21 protein-coding genes are annotated in these 26,662 nt (G+C 40.8%); 18 read left to right on the forward strand and 3 right to left on the reverse strand.

Annotated elements, in window-relative coordinates; translation table 11 throughout:
* Window position 1: 1 nt before the first annotated feature.
* From O3622_RS05650 to O3622_RS05660, 3 genes are all read left to right on the forward strand, one after another.
* Window positions 2-457, forward strand: a complete 456-nt coding sequence (locus O3622_RS05650) for a threonine/serine exporter family protein (RefSeq protein ID WP_000176908.1) — start codon at window positions 2-4, stop codon at window positions 455-457.
* Window positions 458-575: 118 nt separating this feature from the next.
* Entirely contained in the window at window positions 576-1,748 is a 1,173-nt protein-coding gene (locus tag O3622_RS05655; RefSeq protein ID WP_049489581.1) for a hydroxymethylglutaryl-CoA synthase, read from the forward strand.
* On the forward strand, window positions 1,748-3,022 hold the full coding sequence (locus O3622_RS05660) for a hydroxymethylglutaryl-CoA reductase, degradative (RefSeq protein ID WP_371607174.1): 1,275 nt from the start codon (window positions 1,748-1,750) through the stop codon (window positions 3,020-3,022). The genes O3622_RS05655 and O3622_RS05660 overlap by 1 nt, the downstream gene beginning before the upstream one ends.
* Window positions 3,023-3,172: 150 nt before the next feature.
* Here the strand turns inward: O3622_RS05660 and O3622_RS05665 are convergent, their stop codons facing one another.
* The gene (locus O3622_RS05665) at window positions 3,173-4,138 is read right to left on the reverse strand and encodes a LacI family DNA-binding transcriptional regulator (protein ID WP_371607175.1); all 966 of its coding nucleotides are present in this window, start codon (window positions 4,136-4,138) and stop codon (window positions 3,173-3,175) included.
* Entirely contained in the window at window positions 4,119-5,573 is a 1,455-nt protein-coding gene (locus O3622_RS05670; protein ID WP_070696581.1) for a sucrose-6-phosphate hydrolase, read from the reverse strand. Before O3622_RS05670 ends, O3622_RS05665 begins: the two co-directional genes overlap by 20 nt.
* 380 nt (window positions 5,574-5,953) lie before the next feature.
* Here O3622_RS05670 and O3622_RS05675 point away from each other — a divergent pair, with 380 nt between their 5' ends.
* Together O3622_RS05675 and scrK are read left to right on the forward strand one after the other, a co-directional pair.
* The gene (locus tag O3622_RS05675; protein WP_070696577.1) at window positions 5,954-7,849 is read left to right on the forward strand and encodes a sucrose-specific PTS transporter subunit IIBC; all 1,896 of its coding nucleotides are present in this window, start codon (window positions 5,954-5,956) and stop codon (window positions 7,847-7,849) included.
* Window positions 7,850-8,007: 158 nt separating this feature from the next.
* A complete protein-coding gene (gene scrK / locus O3622_RS05680) occupies window positions 8,008-8,895 on the forward strand; it encodes a fructokinase ScrK (protein WP_000164289.1) in 888 nt (295 codons plus the stop codon).
* A 278-nt stretch (window positions 8,896-9,173) separates the two neighbouring features.
* Here the strand turns inward: scrK and O3622_RS05685 are convergent, their stop codons facing one another.
* Window positions 9,174-9,791, reverse strand: a complete 618-nt coding sequence (locus O3622_RS05685) for a TVP38/TMEM64 family protein (protein ID WP_000076177.1) — start codon at window positions 9,789-9,791, stop codon at window positions 9,174-9,176.
* 132 nt (window positions 9,792-9,923) lie between these two features.
* On the opposite strand from O3622_RS05685, the gene O3622_RS05690 reads away from it, so the two are divergent.
* From O3622_RS05690 to pnp, 13 genes are all read left to right on the forward strand, one after another.
* On the forward strand, window positions 9,924-12,557 hold the full coding sequence (locus tag O3622_RS05690; protein ID WP_371607176.1) for a DEAD/DEAH box helicase family protein: 2,634 nt from the start codon (window positions 9,924-9,926) through the stop codon (window positions 12,555-12,557).
* Window positions 12,558-13,077: 520 nt separating this feature from the next.
* A complete protein-coding gene (locus tag O3622_RS05695; protein ID WP_070837962.1) occupies window positions 13,078-13,293 on the forward strand; it encodes a hypothetical protein in 216 nt (71 codons plus the stop codon).
* A 25-nt stretch (window positions 13,294-13,318) separates the two neighbouring features.
* Entirely contained in the window at window positions 13,319-14,080 is a 762-nt protein-coding gene (locus O3622_RS05700) for a DUF6261 family protein (RefSeq protein ID WP_070837964.1), read from the forward strand.
* Between the two features lie 349 nt (window positions 14,081-14,429).
* On the forward strand, window positions 14,430-16,928 hold the full coding sequence (locus O3622_RS05705) for a DNA cytosine methyltransferase (protein ID WP_070837967.1): 2,499 nt from the start codon (window positions 14,430-14,432) through the stop codon (window positions 16,926-16,928).
* 13 nt (window positions 16,929-16,941) lie between these two features.
* Window positions 16,942-17,448, forward strand: a complete 507-nt coding sequence (locus O3622_RS05710) for a hypothetical protein (RefSeq protein WP_070837970.1) — start codon at window positions 16,942-16,944, stop codon at window positions 17,446-17,448.
* On the forward strand, window positions 17,445-18,719 hold the full coding sequence (locus O3622_RS05715) for a restriction endonuclease (RefSeq protein WP_070837972.1): 1,275 nt from the start codon (window positions 17,445-17,447) through the stop codon (window positions 18,717-18,719). Before O3622_RS05710 ends, O3622_RS05715 begins: the two co-directional genes overlap by 4 nt.
* Before the next feature lie 169 nt (window positions 18,720-18,888).
* Window positions 18,889-19,140, forward strand: coding sequence for a hypothetical protein (locus tag O3622_RS05720; protein ID WP_180364316.1), 252 nt, complete (start codon window positions 18,889-18,891; stop codon window positions 19,138-19,140).
* An 18-nt stretch (window positions 19,141-19,158) separates the two neighbouring features.
* Entirely contained in the window at window positions 19,159-19,563 is a 405-nt protein-coding gene (locus O3622_RS05725; protein ID WP_070837974.1) for a YbgA family protein, read from the forward strand.
* Window positions 19,547-19,912, forward strand: coding sequence for a TIGR02328 family protein (locus tag O3622_RS05730; RefSeq protein WP_371607178.1), 366 nt, complete (start codon window positions 19,547-19,549; stop codon window positions 19,910-19,912). Before O3622_RS05725 ends, O3622_RS05730 begins: the two co-directional genes overlap by 17 nt.
* Window positions 19,913-20,100: 188 nt before the next feature.
* Window positions 20,101-20,394 (forward strand): helix-turn-helix domain-containing protein, encoded by a 294-nt coding sequence (locus O3622_RS05735; RefSeq protein ID WP_371607179.1) that lies wholly within the window; start codon window positions 20,101-20,103, stop codon window positions 20,392-20,394.
* Window positions 20,395-20,653: 259 nt separating this feature from the next.
* Complete coding sequence (gene metE, locus O3622_RS05740) at window positions 20,654-22,903, forward strand: 5-methyltetrahydropteroyltriglutamate--homocysteine S-methyltransferase (RefSeq protein WP_371607180.1); 2,250 nt, start codon at window positions 20,654-20,656, stop codon at window positions 22,901-22,903.
* A 94-nt stretch (window positions 22,904-22,997) separates the two neighbouring features.
* Entirely contained in the window at window positions 22,998-23,864 is an 867-nt protein-coding gene (gene metF, locus O3622_RS05745) for a methylenetetrahydrofolate reductase [NAD(P)H] (RefSeq protein ID WP_125825608.1), read from the forward strand.
* A gap of 580 nt (window positions 23,865-24,444) precedes the next feature.
* Complete coding sequence (gene pnp / locus O3622_RS05750; RefSeq protein WP_125825607.1) at window positions 24,445-26,658, forward strand: polyribonucleotide nucleotidyltransferase; 2,214 nt, start codon at window positions 24,445-24,447, stop codon at window positions 26,656-26,658.
* Window positions 26,659-26,662 lie beyond the last annotated feature (4 nt).

Raw genomic sequence — 26,662 nt, forward strand, 5'->3', positions numbered from 1 at the left:
GATGACTCTAACAAGTATTTTGCTGCAAGCAGTGGCGAGTTTACTCGCCATTATCACCTTTCTAATCGTACTGAATGTTCAACGCTCCATGCTCCTACCTGGTGGTGTTTTGGGAATGGGCGTTTGGCTCCTCTATCTCGTGCTCAAAGAACCAACCAATGTTATTCTTGCGACCTTTATCGCAGCAGTAATTGGCTCTTGCATCAGTCAGATTTTAAGTATTGTCTATAAGACACCAGCGGTGGTCTTTGTCTTGGCCATTCTTGCCCCCTTGGTGCCGGGTTATTTATCCTATCGAACGACAGCTTTCTTTGTGACAGGAGATTACAGCCATGCTATTGCCAGCGCGACTTTGGTGGTTATGTTAGCCCTCGTTATTTCTATTGGAATGGCAAGTGGAACAGTAATTCTAAAGCTTTATTACTACATCCGCAAACAACGAGGAATCTCTTCCTAATGCAGTCAAAGCAAAGACTTGATTTGTTGAATCAAGTCTTTTTTCTCTCTTTTGTCCCTATTTGTGATAAAATAGAATGAAACGATTTTTTACAATGAATGAAAAAACAGAGGTAAATATGACAATCGGTATTGATAAGATTGGTTTTGCGACCAGTCAATATGTCTTGAAATTACAAGACTTAGCAGAAGCGAGGGGAGTTGACCCCGAAAAATTTAGCAAGGGACTCTTGTTAAATGAAATTAGTATTGCACCACTGACTGAGGACATTGTTACCTTGGCTGCTAGTGCCAGCAACTCTATCCTCACAGATAAAGAAAAAGAAGAAATCGATATGGTCATCGTGGCAACCGAGTCAGGGATTGACCAGAGTAAGGCAGCGGCAGTCTTTGTTCATGGCTTGTTAGGTATTCAGCCTTTCGCTCGTAGCTTTGAAATTAAAGAAGCATGCTATGGAGCGACAGCTGCCCTTCATTATGCTAAATTGCATGTGGAAAATTCTCCAGAGTCTAAGGTTTTGGTCATTGCCAGTGATATTGCCAAGTATGGTGTGGGAACTCCAGGTGAGCCAACCCAGGGTGCTGGAAGTGTGGCGATGCTAATCACTCAAAATCCGCGCATCATGGCCTTTAACAATGATAACGTTGCTCAAACGCGAGACATCATGGATTTCTGGCGTCCGAACTACTCAAGCACTCCTTATGTAAACGGCATGTACTCGACCCAACAGTATCTTGATTGCCTGACAACGACTTGGGATGAATACAAGAAACGCTATGATTGGACTATGGATGACTTTGCGGCTATCTGCTTCCACTTGCCTTATCCTAAGTTGGCCCTAAAAGGCTTGCGCAAGATGATGGACAAAACTTTGTCTAAAGAAAAACAGAATAGTTTGCAAGAGAACTTTGATAAGTCCATCCTTTACAGTCAGATGATTGGAAATATCTACACGGGTTCCCTCTTCCTCGGACTTCTCTCCCTTTTGGAAAATGCAGAGACTTTGAAGGCTGGAGATAAAATTGCCCTCTACAGTTATGGAAGTGGAGCGGTTTCAGAGTTCTTTAGTGGTGAATTGGTCGAAGGCTATGAGGCTTACCTTGATAAGGAGCGCTTGAGCAAACTCAAGCAACGTACAGCCCTATCCGTTGCAGACTATGAAAAAGTCTTCTTCGAAGAGGTGCAGTTGGATGAATCTGGTTCAGCCCAATTTGCAGGCTATGAATATCAAGACTATGCCTTGGTTGAAATTGTCGACCACCAACGCCGTTATAGCAAGGTTGAAAAATAATGAAGTTAAGTTGGAATGGATTTTCTAAAAAAACATACCATGAGCGCCTGGAGTTGCTGAAAGCTCAGGCGCTCCTTAGTCCTGAAAAGCAAACGAGTCTTGAGCAGGATGAACAAATCAGCTTGGCAGTTGCAGATCAGCTGAGTGAGAATGTGGTAGGAACTTTTTCTCTGCCTTATTCCATCATTCCAGAGATTTTGGTGAACGATCAGGACTACACAGTTCCCTATGTGACAGAAGAACCGTCTGTGGTTGCTGCGGCTAGCTATGCCAGCAAAATCATCAAGCGAGCAGGCGGCTTTACTGCTCAAGTACATGAGCGCCAGATGATCGGTCAGGTAGCCCTTTATCAAGTTGCTGATCCTGAACAAGCGCAAGAGAAGATTGCCAGCAAGAAAGCGGAGCTCTTGGAACTTGCCAATCAAGCCTATCCTTCTATCGTCAAACGTGGTGGCGGCGCGCGTGATTTGCATGTAGAGCAGATCAAAGGTGAAACAGACTTTCTCGTTGTCTATCTCTATGTCGATACCCAGGAAGCCATGGGAGCCAATATGCTCAATACCATGCTAGAAGCCTTGAAGCCGGTCTTAGAAGAACTCAGTCAGGGGCAGAGTCTCATGGGAATCCTGTCCAATTACGCGACCGATTCTCTGGTGACATCAAGCTGTCGTATCGCCTTTCGCTACTTGAGCCGACAAAAGGATGAAGCCAGAGAAATAGCAGAGAAAATAGCTTTGGCTAGCCAGTTTGCGCAGGCAGATCCTTACCGAGCAGCTACTCACAATAAAGGGATTTTTAATGGTATCGATGCCATTTTAATAGCCACGGGTAATGACTGGCGTGCTATCGAAGCTGGGGCTCATGCCTTTGCCAGTCGAGATGGACGCTATCAAGGTCTCAGTCAATGGACGCTGGACATGGAAAGAGAAGAATTGGTCGGTGAGATGACCTTACCCGTGCCGGTAGCGACCAAGGGTGGCTCTATCGGTCTCAACCCACGTGTAGCTCTCAGTCATGAACTACTAGGAAATCCTTCTGCCAAGGAATTAGCTCAGATTATCGTGTCTATCGGTCTTGCCCAAAACTTTGCGGCCCTCAAAGCCTTGGTCAGTACGGGCATCCAGCAAGGCCACATGAAATTACAGGCCAAATCCCTAGCTCTCCTAGCAGGTGCTAGTGAGTCCGAGGTTGCTCCCCTCGTTGAGCGACTCATCGCAGATAAAACCTTTAACCTAGAGACAGCTCAGCGCTATCTGAAAAGTTTACGATCATAAAAAACTCAGACGAATTCGTCTGAGTTTTCTTGTGTTTATACTCAATGAAAATCCAAAAGCAAACTAGGAAACTAGCCGCAGGCTGCTCAAAACACTGTTTTGAGGTTGCAGATGGAAGCTGACATGGTTTAAAGAGATTTTCGAAGAGTATTAAATACTTTTTCCTGGTAATAGGGTGACGGGTAAGAAGTAACCAGTTGTCGCTACTTCCTTGCCTTCAATCTTCTGCAAGAGGAGATCGACAGTGAGTTGGGCAATCTCTTTCATAGGTTGCTTAATCGTTGTCAGGTGAGGATAGTAGTTCTCGATAAAGTAAGTTCCATCATAGCCGATGACCTTGAGCTCATCAGGAACAGAAATTCCCAGCTCTTGAGCGATTTTGATCACTAGAATAGCTGTCAAATCATCCGAAGCAAAAATCGCATCTGGTTTCTGATGGGTCAAGATATTCTTGATTTCCATTTCTTTTCGGACGGGAGAAAAGTCACTCGAAACATTGATAATAGGCGCTTTTGGGAGTACAGAGGCAAATCCAGCATGGCGCAGTCCAGTCGGTGAGTTGGAATTGTCATTTCCTGTAATCATGATGATAGACCGAGCGCCTGTCTTGACCAAGGTTTGGGCTGCGAGGACCCCGCCACCGTAGTTATCAGAGGAGACGACAGGGATGTCTGGAGACAAGTTTCGGTCAAAGGAAATGATCGGTGCTGTCACGCGATTGTAGTCTTGGATTCCCAAGTTGTGACTTCCAGAAATGATACCATCGACCTGGTTGGCCTCCAGCATTTCAATGTACTCCCGTTCTTTTTCAGAGTCATGTTCGCTGTTACAGATGATGGTCTTGTAGCCATTCTTGAAGAGTTGGTGTTCCAACTTGTCAATCAACTCCGCATAAAAGACATGACTGATGTTTGGGAAAATGAGTCCAATCAACTTGGCAGATTTTCCTTGCAGACTACGAGCTAAATTGTTGGGCTTATAGCCCAATTCTCTCATGGCTTCATTGACCTTGAGAATGGTTTTTTCAGACAGATAGCCTTTTTTATTGATAACCCGTGAGACGGTAGTGGGGCTGACGCCTGCAAGTTTGGCGACATCAGTTAGTTTTGCGACCATAATCTAATTCATAGTAGGTTCCGGTTGGCTTTCCAGACTTGATCAGGATACCGTTTTGATCGGCATGCGGAAAGACGCGACCAGAAAATACTTTTTCTCCTTTATTGATGAAAATTTCAAAGACAGAATTGTCGATGAAAATTGTAGCAGTAGTAGCCTGATTATCGATAGGGCAAGAACGAGTCGTCCCAAATTCTTGGGCATACTGTTCTCCAGCTTGGCTACGATCCACTGTCACTTGACCTTTTACAAGGTCAAAGTTGATGGAAAGTCCCTTGCCTTCTTTATCAGCAAGTAAGACAATCTCGCTCTGGCTATTGGCTTTCAAGTTGAGCTCGAGTTCGTAGGTGTTATTGGTTTGAGTACGATTTGAGAAGACCTCTTCAGAAGAACGAAGTTCTTTGACGGCTGCGACTGGATATTGGTAGAGTTTGCCGTCTTTGATAGTGAGTTCCTTGACCAAAGAGAAGGTTCCTTGGTGGTCAAAACGGTCAGATGGGTAAGAAACATCTGGTAGTCCAAGCCAACTTACTGCTAGTGCACGTCCATCCGGAGCGTTAAAGGCTTGAGTTGCATAGGCTTCAAAACCATAGTCTAGATTTTGCAATGGAGACACATCTACCATTTTGGCATTTTCAGGATCAAAGGAAGCCCCGATTTTGTACATGTTTGGATAGATATTGTCATAGTCTAGAACAGCCTTATCCAATCCTTGTGGACAGTAGAGAAGGACAGGTTGCTCCCCTACAAAGACCAGATTTGGACATTCCATCATGTAGGCAGTGCGGTCGTTAGCAAAGTCAAGGTCACCAACTGCTTGCCAGTTTGTGTAATCATTGTCTACAGCCTTGTAGAGACGGACGAAGCCTTTTTTCTCCAAGTCCTGTCCACCAATGATAGCATAATATTGCCCTTTAAAGTTAAAAATTTGTGGGTCGCGGAAGTGATCAGTGGAGTCTGCTGGCTGGTCAATCAATATTTTGTCAATCTTTGTAATCTTGCCATCCTTATCCATCAAAGCACCAATCTGGTAAGGGTGACGGATCCAGTTTTCATCACGGACATTTCCTGTATAAAATAGGAACAAGTTATCGCCGAACCGCATGGCAGAGCCAGAGTAGGCACCGTGGCTATCCAATGGAGTATCTGGCAATACTTTGACTCCAGTTTCTGAAAAGTGCACCAAATCATCACTTTCAAGCTGCACCCAAGATTTCAACCCATGGGCTGCACCAAAGGGGAAGTTTTGGTAAAAGAGGATCCATTTGCCATCAAAATAAGAAAAGCCATTTGGATCATTGAGAAGCCCCATTTTAGGCTCAACATGGTAACGAGTATGCCAAGGAGATTGTGTCATCTTTTCCTTGATTTGCTTGATTTCATCATTAGACCAATCTTCATAGCGTCTATAACGGCGCTCGGTTGTCCATTCCATTTTATCTTTCCTCCCTAAGAGTTCTATTCTATTATTAATAGTAAACGTTTTCGGCAAAAAAAGCAAGTCTTTTATGTTAAAAAAAAGAAAAATATGTCAAACGATTGCTATAAAACAAGTAAAGGGAATCTGGCAAATATTCACGAAAAAATGAAAGAAAATGTAAATAAAAGCCTTAATTTCTCAAGTATAAAGATATTTTTTTGAGTAAAAAGAGAATTTCCCTCAAAAACGAGCAAAAATAATTAGAGAAAAAAGAAAGGGAATAAAAAATCCTGCAAAACGCTTGACATATTTTAGAAACATGATAAAATAATAGTCGTAGGGCGAATAAAATCGCTTTCAAACAAGAACAAAATTTTATAAGGAGATTTTTGCAAATGAACAATCAGGATATTGCAAAAAAAGTCATCGAAGCCCTTGGTGGACGTGAAAATGTCAACAGTGTAGCCCACTGTGCGACTCGTCTACGTGTCATGGTCAAAGATGAAGGGAAAATCAATAAGGAAGTGATTGAGAACTTGGATAAAGTTCAAGGAGCTTTCTTTAACTCAGGCCAATACCAAATCATCTTTGGTACTGGTACAGTAAACAAGATGTACGACGAAGTGGTTGCACTCGGTTTGCCAACATCTTCTAAAGAAGACATGAAAGCAGAAGCTGCTAAACAAGGAAACTGGTTCCAACGTGCTATCCGTACTTTCGGTGACGTCTTTGTACCAATCATTCCAGTTATCGTAGCGACAGGTCTCTTCATGGGTCTTCGTGGTCTCTTGAACGCTCTTGGAATCACACTTCCAGAAGATGTTACCATTTACAGCCAAATCCTCACAGATACAGCCTTCATCATCTTGCCAGGTTTGGTTGTATGGTCAACCTTCCGCGTATTCGGTGGTAACCCAGCCGTTGGTATCGTCCTTGGTATGATGCTCGTATCTGACTCACTTCCAAATGCCTGGGCTGTTGCTTCTGGTGGTGAAGTAACTGCAATGCAGTTCTTCGGATTTATCCCAGTTGTAGGTTTGCAAGGTTCAGTTCTTCCAGCCTTCATCATCGGGGTTGTCGGAGCTAAATTTGAAAAAGCTGTTCGTAAAGTTGTTCCAGATGTACTTGACCTCTTGGTAACACCGTTCGTAACACTCCTTGTAATGTCAATCCTTGGATTGTTTGTTATCGGACCAGTCTTCCACGTTGTTGAAAGTTACATCCTCATTGGAACAAAAGCTATTCTTAACTTGCCATTCGGACTTGGTGGTTTCTTGATTGGTGGAGTTCACCAATTAATCGTCGTATCAGGTGTTCATCACATCTTCAACTTGCTTGAAGTTCAATTGCTTGCTGCTGACCATGCTAACCCATTCAACGCCATCATCACTGCAGCGATGACAGCTCAAGGGGCTGCGACAGTAGCCGTTGGTGTGAAAACTAAAAATCCTAAACTTAAAACACTTGCTTTCCCAGCTGCTCTTTCTGCCTTCCTAGGTATTACTGAGCCTGCTATCTTCGGGGTTAACTTGCGTTTCCGTAAACCATTCTTCCTTTCATTGATTGCTGGTGCAATCGGTGGTGGATTGGCATCTATCCTTGGACTTGCTGGTACTGGTAATGGTATCACAGTCATCCCTGGTACAATGCTTTACATTGGTAACGGACAACTTCTACAATACCTTCTTATGGTAGCTGTATCATTTGTACTTGGTTTTGCTCTTACTTACATGTTTGGTTACGAAGATGAAGTAGAAGAAGTTTCAGGAGCAATTTCTGAAGCTGAAACTGACCGTTTAACAGAAGAAGCAGTAACTGGTACTGTGGTTTCACCTAGCGAAGGTGTTATCCAAACACCAATCGTTGGTGACGTTGTTGCTCTTTCAAATGTGAATGACCCAGTATTCTCAAGTGGAGCTATGGGACAAGGTATCGCCGTGAAACCTAGCCAAGATGTTGTTTATGCACCAGCTGATGCTGAAGTAACAATCGTCTTCCCAACTGGCCATGCTTATGGATTGAGAACAGCTAACGGTGCTGAAATCTTAATTCACGTTGGTATCGACACTGTTTCAATGAACGGTGAAGGCTTCAACCATAAAGTTGCCCAAGGTGACAAGGTTAAAGCTGGAGATGTTCTTGGAACATTTGACTCAGCTAAGATTGCTGCTGCAGGTCTTGATAACACAACTATGGTTATCGTAACAAACACTGCAGACTTTGCTTCAGTAAATCCAGTTGCTTCTGGATCAGTTGCTAAGGGTGACGCAATCATCGAAGTTAAAGCCTAATCCTCTTCAAAAATCAAATCTAAAAACAAAACGAACAAATGACATGTTTGTTCGTTTTTGCTTGAATGGTAAGATTTACAGAGGAAAATCTAAAATATAGAGAAATCTAGACTTTCAAAATGTGCTATAATAAAGAAAATAAAAACAAGAGGTTTATCATGACAAAATTATATGGAAGCTTAGAAGCAGGCGGTACAAAGTTTGTCTGTGCTGTCGGAGATGAAAATTTTAATGTTGTAGAAAAAACACAGTTTCCTACAACAACTCCTATCGAGACTATCGATAAAACCATCGAGTTCTTTTCAAAATTCGATAATCTTGCAGGTCTTGCCATCGGTTCCTTCGGTCCTATCGATATCGATAAAAACTCAAAAACCTATGGCTTTATCACAACGACTCCAAAACCTCACTGGGCAAATGTAGACCTACTTGGTGCCCTCCGTCGCGCCCTCAACGTACCCATGTATTTCACAACAGACGTAAACAGCTCTGCCTATGGTGAAGTGGTTGCTCGTAACAATGCTGGTGGCCGTATCGAAAACTTGGTCTACTACACGATCGGTACAGGGATCGGTGCAGGTGTTATCCAACGTGGTGAGTTTATCGGTGGTGTAGGTCATCCTGAGATGGGGCACTACTATGTGGCTAAACACCCAATGGATGTAGAAAAAGAATTTAACGGTGTCTGTCCTTTCCACAAGGGCTGTTTGGAAGGCTTTGCAGCTGGTCCAAGTCTTGAAGCCCGTACAGGTGTTCGTGGTGAAAACATTGAACTCAACAGTTCTGTCTGGGACGTTCAAGCCTACTATATCGCTCAGGCTGCGGTTAATGCTACAGTAACTTTCCGCCCAGACGTCATCGTCTTTGGTGGTGGAGTCATGGCCCAACAACACATGCTGGACCGTGTACGTGAGAAATTCACGGCTCTCCTCAATGGCTACCTACCAGTACCAGACGTGCGTGACTATATCGTGACGCCAGCAGTTGCTGGAAATGGTTCTGCCACACTTGGGAACTTTGTCCTTGCTAAGAGTGTCGCAAAATAAAACAAAGAAAACATCCGCTTGGGAAACCAAACGGATATTTTCTTTGAAGACAATTTTTTTGAGCCTTTCCTTAAGTGATTACGGACGGTAGCGACTTTCTTCGAAATTCCATACCTAAACTTTGAGCCTACTGTCTCAAAGTTTCCGAACACCTGAAACCATTAGATTTCAGGTGTTTTTATCACGGCGGAAAGGCTAGGTAAATCCTCGCTTCACTATTGACAAATAGGCATGATTTCCATACCAAAGTATATTTAGTATCAGGCTATATTCTATCCTCAAAACATCTGCCAGAAGAAATCAATAATATAAGTCAAACCATAAGTATAAACCACTAGGGTAAAGGGCTTGGTCAAAACGATGATAATCATATAGCGCTTGAAGGTCATCTTGGTGAGGGCAGCCAGCATACAGAGAAAGTCAGCCGGGCTAACTGGCCAGATCATCATAAAGATAAAGAACCGCTCGAAACGATTGCCCTTATCTAGCCAACCGATATACTTGTCATAGGTGCGCTTGCTAACGACCGACTGAACAAAGGCAGCTCCGTAGAGGCGCACAAGGTAAAAGATAATGGCACAGCCAATCACGATGCCGATATAGTTATAGATAGTCCCGATGATGTGGCCGTAAATAAAGACCCCAGCCACTGAGGTCAAAGCTCCCGGAATGATCGGTACAACGGTTTGTAGAATCTGTAAAAAGATAAAGAGTGGTGGCCCCCAGACTCCAGCTTGCTGGATAAAGGCTGATAGGGTTTCCTTTGACTGTAACACTCCTGCCTGATAGGCCCAAATACAGAAAATCAAGGTACCGACTCCCCCGACGATAGATGAGATATTGATGACTTGCTGTAGAAGGGGAGAAACAGCTTTCATTTGCTTATCCTGTGACATGTAAACTCCTCATAGATAGTATGATTCTACTATACCATATTTTATGGAGAAAAACTATCTGGATTATCTGACTGGAGAAATAAGTGTGGTAAAATGAGAATAAGAAAATGACGGTATAGAATGAGGGGTATCATGTTAGGTTTAAACTTTAAAGGAAGCTGGCGCCAATATCAAAAACAGGTCTTGGATTGTTTTCAGGACTATCAAGCAGACGGTCATGTTCATCTAGTGGCCGCTCCAGGGTCTGGAAAGACAACCATTGGTATCGAGCTAATCGCTCGTTTTGGCAACCCAGCCCTCATCTTAGTTCCGACTGTCACCATTCGCGAACAATGGGTAGATAGGATCCAAACTGCTTTTCTAGAGGATGGTCAGAGGCTTTCAGACCTCGTTTCCCAAAACTTAAAGGAGATGAAGGCATTAACAATTGTGACCTATCAGGCTTTTCATAGTGCCATGAACCAACTGCAATCACAAGAAGATGGAGAAGCAGAGGATTTTGTGGGGTTTGATTTGCTTGCAAGCCTAAGAGCTCAGAAAGTTGCTACTCTTTGTTTGGACGAATGCCACCACCTGCGCAATGAATGGTGGAAAAGTCTGGAAGCCTTTCGCAAGCAGTATGGACCGCTGAAACTCATCTCCCTGACAGCGACACCACCATATGACAGCGATCCTGAACTCTGGGAACGCTATATCCGAATGTGCGGGGAGATCGATCAAGAAATCACGGTACCTGAACTAGTCAAGGAAGACACTCTTTGCCCTCATCAGGATTTTGTCTATATGTGCTCACCAACAGCTGAAGAGGCGGAACGTCTCAAACAGTTTGAGGAGACTAAGTGGGACTATATTCATCACCTTATAGTCGATCCTGATTTTCAAACATTTGTAGCAGGGTCTAAGGTCCTCAAAGGGGATATTTCATCTGATTTGCTTTTAGAAGATCCCAAGTACTTGTCTGCTATGTTGATTTATATGCATTCTCAGGGGTTAACGATTCCTCCCTCTTTGCAAAATTTACTGGGAACCCAGAGGCTTCCAACATTGACCTCCTACTGGTTGGAGACGCTGTTGCAGAGCATACTCTATCAGACACCAGATTGGTATGAGGATCCAGATGGATATAGGAAAAAGTTAGAGGCTGACTTGAAGGCGCGTGGGTTGGTGGAAAAACGTCAGGTTTATCTGGTTAAGTCTAAGGCTTCTGACCAGCTTTTAACTCAATCTCTGGGGAAATTGTCTGCCATCGCTGATATCTTCTGGACAGAGTATGAGAGTCTAGGTCAGGAACTGAGACAGTTAGTACTAGCTGACTATATTCGCAAGGATTTTGCCACCTATCTGGGAGATAATCAGGCAACCATTTCTCAGTTGGGGGTTCTCCCTTATTTTGAAAGCATTCGTCGAAAAGCTCAGGAGCAAGAGATACCTGTGTCTTTGGCTGTCTTGTCAGGTAGTGTCGTTATTTTGCCTACCGATGTGGCAGCAGAGTTGAAGGAACTCTTGCCACAGGTTCCTCTTAGTTTCTCATCTATTGGTCACTTGGATCCAAAAGATTATGTGCAGGTTGGTTTTCCTAGCTCAGCTAAGGGAATCGTAGCGGCAGTGACGGAGCTTTTTCAACGAGGGCGGATTCAAGTCCTAGTCGGAACCAAATCTCTCCTCGGAGAGGGTTGGGATGCTCCTTGTGTTAATTCTCTAATACTCGGAAGCTTTGTGGGGAGCTTTATGCTAAGTAACCAGATGCGTGGCCGTGCCATTCGTATCTGGCCGGGACATCCAGAAAAGACCAGTAACATCTGGCATCTGGTAGCCGTTCAAGCGCAAGCACTTATCACTCTTCCTGGTGAGGAGCCTAGATCAGAGAGCAATCAGGATCTGCAAACCTTGTCGCGACGGATGGAGCATTTTCTTGGCTTGGCCTATAATCAGGAGAGTATTGAGACCGGCTTGGATCGTTTGGATTTTCCAAAGCCCCCCTTTAGGAAAAAGCAAATCAGCGAGTATAATGAGCGAGTTAAGAGTCTCTCCAAGGATCGAGCAGGCTTGCGCAAAAAATGGCAAGATGCTCTCGTGGTGGCAGATCGATTTGAGATTGTCACTGAAGTCGCTGCTCAACAACAGAAGATTTCAATCATGCTCCAGTTTGATGCATTAAAATGGGTTCGCATGTCTTTGTTGCTCCTAGCAGTGGATTTATTGCTCTTGTTGTTTAGATTGAGACTGATTAGAGTTTGGTGGCTTACGGCAGCCTGTCTCCTCTTTCTAGCTTTTGCTACATCACGCTATCTCCTCTATAAAAGCCCCTATAGGCGTATGCAATTCCTTGGTGAGCAGATCCGAAAGGCTCTGCTAGATTCGGGGCATCTAATGGACGATCAATCCCGTGTTCAGGTAGAGGAGAACAAGGACAACTATATGGTTTTTGCCTATCTCAAGGGAGGAAGCATGAGGGACAAGGAGCTGTTTGCGCAGACTGTGGGAGAATTCTTTGCACCAGTGGACAACCAGCGTTATCTCTTGAAGGCAGAGAAAGTCCGACAAGGTCAGTCACCTTACTATGTCGTGCCAAGTCTTTTTGACAAGCGCAAGGAAGATGCACAGAAATTCCTCGACTTTCTGACGCCAACTATTGGACGTTATCACCTGATCTACACACGAACAGAGGCCGGACGGAAAATCCTTCTTGAAGCTCGTATCCAAGCTCTCTCTAACAAAAACGACCGTACCTTGACTAAGAAGAAAGTTAAAAGCCGATTCGAGTAGGGTAGGTAGCTATTCGAAGTTTCGAAGATATGAATTTCCTAAAGTTTACATGTATTTTAAACTTAGAATGATAAGAAATACATAAATTTATAAGTATTCTAAGCTTCGAATGCTCTGCCTAAGAAAGTTTTGGGGTCTTCGAACTTTCGAATAGTCATCTTTCCTAAAGTTTAGATGTATTCTAAAGCTAGAAAAGTTAAAATCTAAAAATAGTAAGAGTCTCTATCTGATGGACGGATATGTTTCCAGTCAGATAGGGATTTTTAATACTCTTCAAAAATCCAATTCAAACCACGTCAGCGTCGCCTTGCTGTACTCAAGTACAACCTGCGGCTAGCTTCCTAGTTTGCTCTTTGATTTTCATTGAGTATTATTTTAAAATGACGGATTTATTCTATAAAAGTAAAAAATAGGCAAAAAAAGTGCTGTTGGGATGATAAAGTAGACAGTTGAGCGGATGAGTGTCCTAAGTTCTTTGCTATTTGTTAGAATTGTCTTATCAACTTAAAGGAGAAATCTGATGAAGAAAAATAAAGAAAATGAGGAGAGTATCCTATTGGATCTTCCTCTATGGGGCCTCCTATTTTTGGTCTGTGTACTGCTTCAAGTCTATGTAAGAAAGGATAGACCTTTGATTCAACCTCCTAGACAAGGAAGCATTGTAAAAACAGATCAAAAACAGGTCTATCTTCCTGAACTAATCCAGTCTTTATTTGATAAAGAGAAAACTAAATGATTCGTTAAATAGAAAGGTTACCATCATGACAAAAACATTCACCATCCGTCCGCTAAGCTATACCAACTTTACCAACCGTGAGTTTGAGAGTCTCATGGTAGATACGGGTCAACTACTAGAAGTTTTTGCTAAGGCGCATAAGGACGAGCCTATGTATAGCAAGCACCTCGACTCCTTCAAGAGCAAACTAGCAGACTTCCAAGCCCAACTCGCTATCGTAGAAAAGAAAGAGGCGACGAACCTGACCGAAGTCGATCGCAATCGTGACAGTGCCCTAGTCGGTCTCTTTACTCTTCATAGGGGATTTGCTAAGATCAAGGAGACCAAACTCAAAGAAGCTCATGAGACCTTGAAACCAGTCTTTGCCAAGTACAAGGATATCACCAAGCATAGCAATGATGTGGAAACGGCAGAAATCAAGAGTCTGCTCAAAACCCTCAGTGAAGAACCCTACCATACGGCCGTTACCAGTCTAGGTTTGACACCTATGCTGACGGCGGTGATCAGTGCGCAGGAAGACTATGATAAGGTGGAAAGTCAGGCGCGTGCGCATAAGTCTGCTAAGGAAGTCGGCAAGACCAGACAAGTCCGTACGGAACTAACCAGCATCTACGACCTCTTTATGCGCTATACCGCAGCCAGCGCAGAAGCCTATCCAGAAAAAGAGCACCTGACCAAACTCCTCAAGGATCTGAATACCATCCGAGATAGCAAGCGCCGATTGACTGGTTCGAGTAAGAAGGAGAAAAAAGTAAAAGTAGAAGAAACAGAACAAGTAGCTGGATAAAGACAGCCCCTTAGAAATGGATTTCTAAGGGGATTTTTGTGATTTTGGATACTACCAAAAGTCATAAAAAAGTTTATCGATAAATTAATTCAACAATTATTAAGGATAAGCTATTGCTTTTTTAGGTACAGTAAACAAAATATTTGAAGACTCAATATTCTAGGATTTAAGTGATTTCTATGTTATAATTTACTAAAGAGATTTTTGAATAGGTGAACGGATACACATCTATAATTTACAATAAGTTGCGGAAGTTTTTGATAGATTGTGGAAATGTTTACTCTAAAAAACAAAAATACAATGTTTAAAAAATGTTGATAAATATGTATGAAATGAGTGAGGGAAAATAATGATAGACAATAAACCAACTTATATTAGTTTATTCTCTTCTGCAGGCGTAGGATGCTATGGTTTTAAGATTGAAGAATTTGAGTGTATTGCAACGAATGAGATTATAGATCGTAGACTAAATATTCAAAAAATTAATAATAAATGTAAGTTTGATACAGGATATATATCTGGTGATATCAAGCTTGATGATACAAAAGAAAAAATATATACTGAAATAAAAAAATGGAAGCGACTTGGAAATGATAGAGTTGATGTTATTATTGCGACTCCCCCGTGTCAAGGAATGAGTGTTGCTAACCATAAAAAAAAATCTAATGAAATAAATCGAAATAGTTTAGTAAATGAAAGTGTAGCAATTGTTAAAGAGATTAAACCACGTTTTTTTATCTTTGAAAACGTCGCAGCTTTTTGGAAGACAGGTTGTTTTTCTAAAACAGGTGAGATTATTTCAATTGGAGATATGATAACGGAAGAACTAGGGGAAGATTATATCTTTGAAAAACGAGTTTTAAACTTTAAAAATTATGGTTCTAACTCATCTCGTCCTCGAACTCTAGTAATTGGTGTTGATAAAGAATTATCAAATCAGATAGTTCCGAGTGAGTTGTTTCCAGAGTATGTTGAAGAAAAATCCTTATATGACGTTATTGGGGACATGGATGAGTTGGAGTGGGGAGAGTATAATGTAAGAGATTTTTATCATAGTTTTAGAGTTTATCCAGAGCATATGCGTTCTTGGATTCATGATCTGGGTCAAGGGGAAAGTGCCTTTGATAATGAAGATGATAAAAAGAAACCTCATAGGGTTGTTGATGGGGAAATTATTATTAATCAGTCTAAAAATTCCGATAAATATACTCGTCAAATATACAGCAAAGTGGCTCCATGTATTCATACTAGAAATGATCAAATGGCAAGTCAAAATACAGTTCATCCAACACAAGATAGAGTTTTTTCTATCCGTGAATTAATGAAGATGATGACTATTCCTGAACAATTCAAGTGGTTAGATAAAGATTTAAATGAACTAAATGCTCTTACCTATGAAGAAAAACGGAAGCTTTCAAAGAAAGAGGAAATGAATATCCGACAGAGTATTGGAGAAGCAGTACCTACTGCTATTTTCCAATCAATTGCTCGTAAAATTAATATTTTCTTAAATCAAGATATACTTACTGAAACTGAAATTAAAAAAATTATTACTGAAAAAAATTTAGATGTTTTTGATAATCTAAAACAATTCATTTTAGATAGCAAGGAAACGTTATCTTTATCGACTTTATCTTTGGTCATTGAAATGGCAAATTTGAAACGTCAAAGCCATTCAGCATATTATACAAATAAATTTATTATTCAAGAGATATTGGATGTGTTACCTAATTTTGAAAAAAAAACAATTTCAATTATTGAACCTTCTGTTGGTGCTGGAAATTTTCTTCCATTTATTTTTAGAAAATATGCTGATAAACTTATTAATTTAACAGTTATTGATATTGATCCAGATATACTTGAACTTCTAAAATTATTATACGACAACAATTTGCCCTCAAATGTCAGTATAGAATATATCCATAGTGATTATATGACATTTGAGCATCAGAAAGTTGACTTAATTATTGGTAATCCTCCTTTTTTGAAATTATCATCTAAAGATTCTGTTGCTTATAGAAAACAGAATTATAATGATGAGTCAACAAACCTTGCAGAGTTTATTTTGGAAAAAGCTGTAAAATCAGCAAACTATGTTTCAATGATTTTACCTAAAAATATTCTCAATACTCCTGAATATCATAAAACTCGTGAATTTCTTGAAAATTATGATATATACAATATTTTAGATTTTGGTGAAAAAGGTTTTAAAGGTGTTTTAGTTGAAACTATAAATTTAGCAATAAAAACTTTTGGAACTAGAACTAAAAATATACTAGTTAAATCTCTTCCAAGGAACATGATTGTTAACCAAAGGAAAGACTATATTTTTGACAAAAACCTTCCATACTGGGTTATCTATCGTAACGATGATTTTGATAGAGTATATGAAAAGATGGAGTTTGATATTTTTGATGTTTTTCGAGATAGACAAATAACAAATTCTAACTCTAAATTAAAAAATCAAAATTCTAAAGATATTAGAGTTTTAAAATCTAGAAATGTTAGTGATGATGGCTTAAGAATCATTCAAATTGACAATTATGATTCCTATATTTCTCGTGACTTAGTACAGAAATTTGCAACATATAAGTATTTGAATGATGATGTTTATATTACTCCTAATATGACCTATAAACCACGAGTTATGAAAAAACCTCATGGGATGGTAACTAATGGGTCGCTGGCGGTATTGATACCTAAGAATATAAAAGAATTAACAGAACGTCAACGTGCTTACTTTTCTACTGATGAATATAGAAAGTTTTATCAAATTGCTAGAAATTTTCAAACTCGTTCTTTGAATATAGATAAAACAAGTAGTTATTGGTTTGGTGCTTTAAAATAAGGGAAAAAATAAAATGATAATTGATTTTACAACAATCAACCCACGGTGGGGGACTTCGGGAATTTCTTTTGAAAGTATAGAAGAGTTTGTTTTTGTATTGGGTTTTTTAACGAATATTCGTCATTATAGTAGTTATAGGGGCAAACAATATTCCTATTATGATAAGTCTGTAGAGATTCAAGTTGAGGGTAATTACGTAGATGGTGCATGGGCAAAGGAATGCCGCATTCACTATCTTAAAGATTTACCAAGTTTACAACAATTATCTCAATCTCTCAGTAACGCAAGATCTGCAGGCCGTCAAACTCATGGAATTCAAGCAAGAATTAATTCAAATAGATTTATAAATCACTTAATTTCTGAGTATGGTTTTAAAGTTTCAGAAACAGGTAAATACAGTGAGTATGTTACTCCTCCGGATAAATTACATGTCAAAAAAAGAATAGAATCTTCTCTCTTTAATACAGATACTGATATTTACAAGATTTTTAATAGTTTTGAAGAAGGATATAATCTATGAATATTGAACAATTTTTATCACAATTTGATTACGATATTCGTAAAACAAATAATGCTAGATGGATAGATCAGAAATGTACATATGATGTTCTTTCAATCATCGCTGATTGTATTTTATCGTATATAGGAAATGATATATCGAAAGAATTTACGGTTTCTGATATTTGGCATTATGACTATGCTCGTGAAAATGTATTAGAAATTTTCTCGAAACCGGATACAGAATCAAAAAAAGCTAGCAATGAGTATGATAAGTATTTTGGACAACCCATAAAGCTGTTTGGATACAGCAGAATTTTAGATGTTAGAAAATCAGGTAACCGTTATTTTTATAGAGTCAAAAATCTAGAATTATTAGAGTACATAGCATTTCGGCCAATAAATGCACTTAACTTTCTTTTCTTATATATCACAAAAGTTTTAAAGGATAGTGATTTATATTTAAAATTTGAAATGTTTTTTGAGTTTCAAGATCAAGACCATTATAAAATATTGAGGGACGAATTTATCAATTTCACCATTAAGAATACTCCAATTAATGGTGAAACGGAATGTGGTCGGATTTTTACTAAAGTCTTAAATCCTTTAGCTTTTAAACTAAAGAAAAAAGGAACTATTAAGGGGAGAATTTCGAATAATATAATCATTTTAAGTGACTTACAGTATAATAGAATAAATTGGCGAGATGAATTGTCAGGAAAAAATAAGATGGAAACGAGAGTAGAAAACAAATCGATAATCCAACATTATCAGGCTAAAGCTATCGAGAAATATACTGTTAACAAAGCTAAACGCCAAATTAGACAATTTAATGATAGATGGAGAAATGGTGTATCGGAGGTTAAACAGTCTACGGAATTAGTAAAGGCAACTCAAGCGCATCATATTTTTCCTCAGTCACTATTTCCTGAAATTGCCGACTACTTAGAAAATCTAATTATGCTCACGCCAAATCAGCACTTTATTATGGCTCATCCAAACAATCAAACAATTTATATTGATAGAGATTTTCAATATATCTGCTTGTTAGCAAAGACATCACGTATCATGATGAATCTAAATTCAGAAACTGAGCCTGATTTTTATGATTTTGAAGATTATAAATTTGTCTTAAATACTGGTTTGAAAACAGATAAATTTAATGCGGTTCAGGAACTAGATTTTGCAACAATTGTTAATCTGATTGATTTTTATTACAGTGATTGTTTTGAATATGAAGATTTAATCACGGAAAATAACATAATTTTTAATAAGAGCAATAACAACGTTTAGTTAAATATTTATCTTTCCATACTATGCAAGAGGTTTATATAAATATATTTAAAACTCTTGCATAGTATATTTTGAGATAGAATTCACTCAATTTATGCTTGAAGCGATTTTAGAAACCTTGCTTGATTATAGTTATCTCTAAATTGATAGTACGGGAAAGCTGATTCAATTGCTTTTGAAACCACGTGAGCTAGCTATTTTTGAAAAAATAGAATCTTATCTTGTAGAGCATTATCAGGTAACAAATGCAGTTTCACAAGAACTGACGGGGCTGAGTGCAGCAACCATGCGTCGTTATCTCCAAATATTCGTAAATCAAGGTTTATTAGAAAAATCAGGAACTACCAAAAACACTATTTATCCGCTCATAATTCTCTCATTTTTAGGATACAATTTTGTTTCCATACTTCCTGGAAACTGATAGAAAGTAAGGAAAAAGATGGAACAAACTAATCAAAAATCCCAATGCCAGCAACTCTGGGCTAGAAATAAATACCTCGTTTTGAGCCATTCAAGCAATATTTACAATGAGATTCGCCAATACTTGAAGAATGAAGAGGTGGAGCTGAGTCTGGTTCAAGAATTGATCGACCGTGCCTGTCAAATCCCTGAGCGTAGGGGTCAGGTTTGCAATGCCTTTCAGCATATTTGGGGCTATTTCAAAAAGAAAGCGACAGATGCTGAGCGCAAGGACTATATGCTCTTGCTGGATCGCTACCGCTTTGGTCAGGTTTCCAAGGAAGACTTGATTGCTAAGACTCGAGTGTTGCTGGATCGCTATCCCAATACCTACTTGCAACATTCGACTTTACTGAAAGGAGACTCTCATGAGACTTTGGCATGAGGCTTTGATTTCACAACTTCCCCGGCCTCAGCTTTTGGGACAACATCGAGAATGCTGCGCCTTGCGTGGTAATGGCTGGGGCAGAAAGCATGCGACGGTGGACTATGTCTTTACCCACTCGCCCTATCGTCTCTATGCCTATCATCGCTTGATCATGAAGGAGATGGCTGGCCGTGGCTACAATGTCAGTCCAGAGTGGCTGGACAAGAACTACCGTGGGAAAATCTGCTCCGCTTATGAGGATTTGTCTGAGGAGGAGCTGACCACTCCCATCTATAGTGAGCATGATGACTCCTACTATGATGAGTGTCTGGCTAATCTCCGTGAGAAAGGCATTGAGCTGGAGTAAGAGTCAGGATTAGCTCCATATTATAACTCTTCTCGTAATTTTTTCGAATAATAAAGATGAGACCTTTAGAATGATTCTAAGGTCTCCTTTTTATGGGTATTAGAATTTACTTTTAATAACTTTTAAGTTATAATTTGTTTAAAAAGCAAAGCGTGAACTCGAGAATTTGAAAGAAAGAGGATTGAGACATGAAAAATAGTGCCATTGGAAGTAATTGGAAGGATGTCCGAACAGAACTCTTTACCAAGAAAGAAATTCTTGAAAGTGATATGCGAGTGGTTATTATGAGTGAGTTGATTGAGGCTAGGCGTGAGCAAAGGATTAGTCAGAAAAAGCTAGAAGAACTCAGTGGAGTGAGCCAGCCTGTTATAGCTAGGATGGAGACAGGTAAGACCAGTCCTCAGTTGGATACGGTCTTAAGAGTTCTTGCTAGTTTAGGAAAGACACTCGCAGTCGTTCCACTTGAACAGGAAAAAAGTTGATTAAACTGACCTATAGTCTTTTCTAATAACAAGCCATAGTCACTTATAAGAATTACTAATAACACGTTTGAGCATTCCAACTAAAATACAGCCACAAAACAAGCTATACAAAGGATTTGAGACACTGGTCTCAAGTCTTTTTCTTTTGACAAAAAAGTGATATAGTTTCAAACTATATCAAAGCCTAATTTTTTACAATTATACAGACAGTTTCTTTTCTGTTAAGATAGTTTCAACAACAAATTTTGGAGGACACATCATGTCAACTACAATCATCGGTTTCCCTCGTTTGGGTGAATTCCGCGAATTGAAATTTACAACTGAAAAATACTTTAGAAAAGAAATCTCAGAAGAAGAACTTTTGGCTGCGGCTAAAGAATTGCGTGCGAAACACTGGAACATTGTCAAAGAAAAAGGCATCACTGAAATCCCATCAAACGACTTTTCTCACTATGACAACTTCCTAGATGCAGCTTTCCTCTTCAACGTGGTACCTGCTTCAGTTCAAAACTTGGACTTGTCTGACCTTGAGCGCTACTTTGCTTTGGGTCGTGGTTACCAAGGAGAGAAAGGGGACGTGCGTGCCCTTCCGATGAAGAAATGGTTCAACACCAACTACCACTACATCGTGCCCAAATTTGAAAAAGACACTCAAGTCAAATTGGCTGGTCACAAGATCTTTGATGAGTTCCAAGAAGCCAAAGAACTTGGATTGAACACTCGTCCTGTTCTTGTAGGTCCATTCACTTTCCTTCAATTGTCAGACTTTGAAGAAGGCGTGAAAGCAGAAGACTTCGTAGACAGCTTAGTAGCTGCTTACCAAGAAGTTTTTGCTAAATTGGCGGAGCTTGGTGCAACTCGCATCCAACTCGACGAAGCGGCTCTTGTCAAAGACTTGACAGCTGAAGAAAAAGCTATCTTCTTGAACCTCTACAACAAGCTTTTGGCTGACAAAAAAGGTCTTGAAGTCTTGCTTCAAACTTACTTCGGAGACGTTCGTGACGTTTATGCTGACCTTGTGAAATTGCCAGTAGATGCCATCGGTCTTGACTTCGTTGAAGGTAAGAAAACTCTTGAACTCGTTAAAGGTGGCTTCCCAGCTGACAAGACTCTCTATGCAGGTATTGTCAATGGTAAAAACATCTGGCGTAACAACTACGAAAAGAGCTTGGCTGTTCTTGAACAAATCCCAGCTGAAAACATTGTCTTGACAAGCTCATGCTCACTTCTTCATGTGCCATTTACAACGGCTAACGAAGAATTTGAACCAGCTATCTTGAACCACTTTGCTTTTGCAGTTGAAAAATTGGATGAGATTCGTGATTTGGATGCTATCCGCAATGGTCAAGGTGCAGAAGCTCTTGCAGCTAATAAAGAACTCTTTGCGACTGAGCGTGTTGGTGAAAATGCAGAACTTCGTGCGCGTATCGCTGGCTTGACTGACGCAGACTACACTCGTTTGCCAGCCTTTGCAGAACGTGAAGCTATCCAAGAAGAAGCATTCAAACTTCCAGCTCTTCCAACAACAACCATCGGTTCATTCCCTCAAACTAAGGAAGTCCGTGCCAAACGTTTGGCCTTCCGTAAGGGTGAATTGTCACAAGAAGAATACGATGCTTTCCTTGCTGAAACTATCGACGAATGGATCAAATGGCAAGAAGAAGTTGGATTTGACGTGCTTGTACACGGTGAGTTTGAGCGTAACGACATGGTTGAGTACTTCGGTCAAAACTTGTCAGGTTACCTCTTCTCTAAGAATGGTTGGGTACAATCATACGGTATGCGTGGGGTGAAACCACCAATCATCTGGGGTGATGTAACTCGTCTCAACCCAATCACTGTCAAATGGTCTAGCTACGCACAAAGCCGTACAGACAAGCCTGTCAAAGGTATGTTGACTGGACCTGTTACCATCCTTAACTGGTCATTCCCACGTGAAGACATCTCTATCAAGGACTCAACTCTTCAAATCGCTCTTGCTATCAAGGATGAAGTTCTTGACCTTGAAGCTGCTGGTGTGAAAATCATCCAAATCGATGAGGCTGCTCTTCGTGAGAAATTGCCACTCCGTCGTAGCGACTGGTACGAAGACTACCTTGATTGGGCTATTCCAGCCTTCCGCTTGGTACACTCTACAGTTGCACCAGATACTCAAATCCACACTCACATGTGTTACTCAGAATTTACAGATATCATCCCAGCTATCGACAACATGGATGCGGACGTTATTTCATTTGAGGCAAGCCGTTCAAACCTTGAAATCTTGGACGAACTCAAAGCGAAAAACTTCCAAACAGAAGTGGGACCTGGGGTTTACGATATCCACTCTCCTCGTGTGCCTAATGAAGGCGAAATCGACCACACAATCGATGCTATTCTTGCCAAAGTACCAAGCAAGAAAGTTTGGATCAACCCTGACTGTGGTTTGAAAACACGCGGTATTCCAGAAACAAAAGAAAGCTTGATCCGCCTTGTCGAAGCAGCAAAAGCTGCGCGTGAGAAATTATAAGATAAGATTTCTCTCGTGACACTGACTGATCAAGGAACTGCTTGGCCCTAGCTGGCTCAGCAATCATGAAATCAAAAAGAAAAGGATAATGACTATGTCACGCCAAACACCGTCACTTTCATTTGAAGTGTTCCCTCCAAACCCAGCAGTGGGTAATGATAAAATTATTTCAGCCTTGCAGGATATGCGGGAGCTGACACCGCACTTTATCAGTGTGACTGCAAGCAATAATAAATTTAATATCAAGGAAACAACGGTTCGTTTGGCTGACTTTATCCAGAATGACTTGGCGATTCCAACTATTGCCCACTTGCCAGCTATCTATCTGACCAAGGACAAGGTTGCTGAAACCATTGCGGACTTGGATAAGGTTGGGGTACAGAAAATCTTGGCCTTGCGTGGGGATATTATCCCTGATGTGGAACCACAAAAGGATTTCCGCTACGCAACGGACTTGATCGAGTTCATCAAGGAACAAGCCCCTCACTTTGATATTATCGGAGCTTGCTACCCAGAGGGACACCCTGACTCGCCAAACCATATCTCGGATATCCAAAATCTCAAGAAGAAAGTGGATGCAGGCTGTTCAAGCCTCGTAACGCAGCTTTTCTTTGACAATGAGCGCTTCTATGATTTCCAAGATAAGTGTACCTTGGCAGGGATTAATGTTCCCATTCATGCGGGGATCATGCCTATTCTTAACCGTAATCAAGCGCTTCGTCTCTTGAAGACTTGTGAGAATATCCACCTTCCACGCAAATTTAAAGCCATCTTAGACAAGTATGAGCATGACCCTGAGTCGCTCAGAGCAGCAGGACTTGCCTATGCCGTGGATCAGATCGTGGACTTGGTAACTCAGGATGTCGCAGGTGTGCATCTCTACACCATGAACAATGCTGAAACAGCAAAATACATCCACCAAGCAACCCATGCCTTGTTTAACCATCAGTCTTTAGGATAATAAAAAGCAAACCATTCTTCTCAGGTGAGGGGAATGGTTCCTTTTTAATAGAAAAGCCCGCACTTTTTAAGAAAAATATGATAAAATAGACTCTGTACGTACTTGATACAAAGATGAGGGTATAAAAGTTTTAAAGGCTTTGTCGATTCTCAATTTTATGATAGAAATTTTTTCATAATTTGTTCTTTTCAGTATTTAGTTTGAGCGACACGAACGAGTCAAATCGATGTTATTTGACGAGAGAGTTAGTAAAGTATTTAGCTAATCGCCTAATAGCGATTAGCGTGAAAGGATTAGATGCTTTAGCATCAAACCTTTCTAATGATTTGTATCTTGATAGTTGAACACGGGCTAAATCCCTAGTGAAAAAGATAGATTTCCTGGTGTGCATCGCACACTGCGTTAATTTATGCAATCATGAGTAATTGAACACGGCCGAAAAGCTGTGTAAAAAAGATAAACTGTCTTGTCTTTATCGAAGACTTCGCCAGTTTCCTATTTTTACTTTGCTTTTTGCGACCTTAGTATCTTGATCTTTGTAGGCAAGGCGTATAATTTCATCAATCCAAAGGGGATTAAAATGACAAAACAAGTGTTTCAAACGACTTTTGCGGGTCGTGAATTAATCGTAGAGACTGGTCAGGTTGCTAAGCAAGCAAATGGCTCGGTTGTTGTGCGTTACGGTGAGTCAACTGTCTTGACTGCTGCCGTTATGTCTAAGAAAATGGCAACTGGGGATTTCTTCCCACTTCAAGTCAACTACGAAGAAAAAATGTATGCGGCTGGGAAGTTTCCTGGTGGCTTTATGAAACGTGAAGGACGTCCTTCAACAGATGCGACTTTGACAGCACGTTTGATTGACCGTCCAATCCGTCCTATGTTTGCGGAAGGTTTCCGTAATGAAGTCCAAGTTATCAACACCGTCCTTTCTTATGATGAAAATGCCTCTGCACCAATGGCAGCAATGTTTGGTTCATCCTTGGCACTTTCTATCTCAGATATTCCGTTTGACGGACCAATCGCTGGTGTACAAGTGGGTTATGTCGATGGCCAAATCATCATCAACCCTAGTCAAGAACAAGCAGAGCAATCGCTTCTTGAATTGACAGTTGCAGGAACTAAACATGCAATCAACATGGTTGAGTCTGGTGCCAAAGAATTGTCAGAAGAAATCATGTTGGAAGCCCTTCTGAAAGGACACGAAGCAGTCAAAGAATTGATTGCCTTCCAAGAAGAAATCGTTGCTGCGGTCGGTAAGGAAAAAGCAGAAGTGGAATTGCTTCATGTAGATGCGGACTTGCAGGCTGAAATCATCGCAGCCTACAACAGCGACCTCCAAAAAGCGGTCCAAGTAGAAGAAAAATTGGCTCGTGAAGCTGCAACTCAAGCAGTTAAAGACCAAGTGACTGCTGTTTACGAAGAAAAATATGCAGACCACGAAGAATTTGACCGTATTATGCGTGATGTGGCTGAAATCTTGGAACAAATGGAACACGCTGAAGTGCGTCGTTTGATCACAGAAGACAAGGTGCGTCCTGACGGTCGTAAAGTCGATGAAATCCGTCCTTTAGATGCGCAGGTTGACTATCTTCCTCGTGTGCATGGTTCCGGTCTCTTCACTCGTGGACAAACTCAAGCTCTTTCAGTTTTGACCTTGGCTCCGATGGGAGAAACGCAAATCATCGATGGTTTGGACCCAGAGTACAAGAAACGCTTTATGCACCACTATAACTTCCCTCAATACTCTGTAGGGGAAACAGGTCGTTATGGTGCACCAGGTCGTCGTGAAATCGGTCACGGTGCTCTTGGTGAGCGTGCCCTTGCTCAAGTCTTGCCAAGCTTGGAAGAATTTCCATACGCGATTCGCTTGGTAGCTGAGGTCTTGGAATCAAACGGTTCTTCATCTCAAGCCTCTATCTGTGCGGGAACTCTTGCCCTTATGGCTGGTGGTGTGCCAATCAAGGCGCCAGTAGCTGGTATTGCTATGGGACTTATCTCAGATGGAAATAACTATACAGTATTGACAGATATCCAAGGTTTGGAAGACCACTTTGGAGACATGGACTTTAAGGTTGCAGGTACTCGTGACGGGATTACAGCTCTTCAAATGGATATCAAGATTCAAGGAATTACTGCTGAAATCTTGACAGAAGCCCTTGCCCAAGCCAAGAAAGCGCGTTTTGAAATCCTTGATGTGATTCAAGCAACTATTCCAGAAGTTCGTCCAGAATTGGCTCCAACTGCTCCAAAAATTGACACCATCAAGATTGATGTGGACAAGATCAAGATTGTCATCGGTAAGGGTGGAGAAACCATCGACAAGATTATCGCTGAAACAGGCGTTAAGATTGATATCGACGAAGAAGGTAATGTTTCTATCTACTCTAGCGACCAAGATGCCATTAACCGAACCAAAGAAATCATCGCTGGCTTGGTCCGTGAAGCTAAAGTGGATGAAGTTTACCATGCGAAGGTTGTTCGTATCGAGAAATTTGGTGCCTTTGTCAACCTCTTTGATAAGACAGATGCACTTGTGCACATTTCTGAAATGGCTTGGACTCGTACCAACCGTGTCGAGGATTTGGTAGCTATCGGTGATGAAGTTGATGTTAAGGTTATCAAGATTGATGAAAAAGGCCGTATCGATGCCTCTATGAAGGCTCTTCTTCCTCGTCCACCAAAACCTGAGCATGATGAAAAAGGCGAAAAGTCTGAGAGACCTCACCGTCCACGTCATCACAAGGACCACAAATCGAAGAAAGAATTTACAGAAACACCAAAAGATTCAGAATAAGAAA

Origin of the sequence: Streptococcus sp. 27098_8_51, from assembly GCF_041432205.1 — a bacterium.
In the GTDB taxonomy this organism is placed as follows: Bacteria; Bacillota; Bacilli; order Lactobacillales; family Streptococcaceae; genus Streptococcus.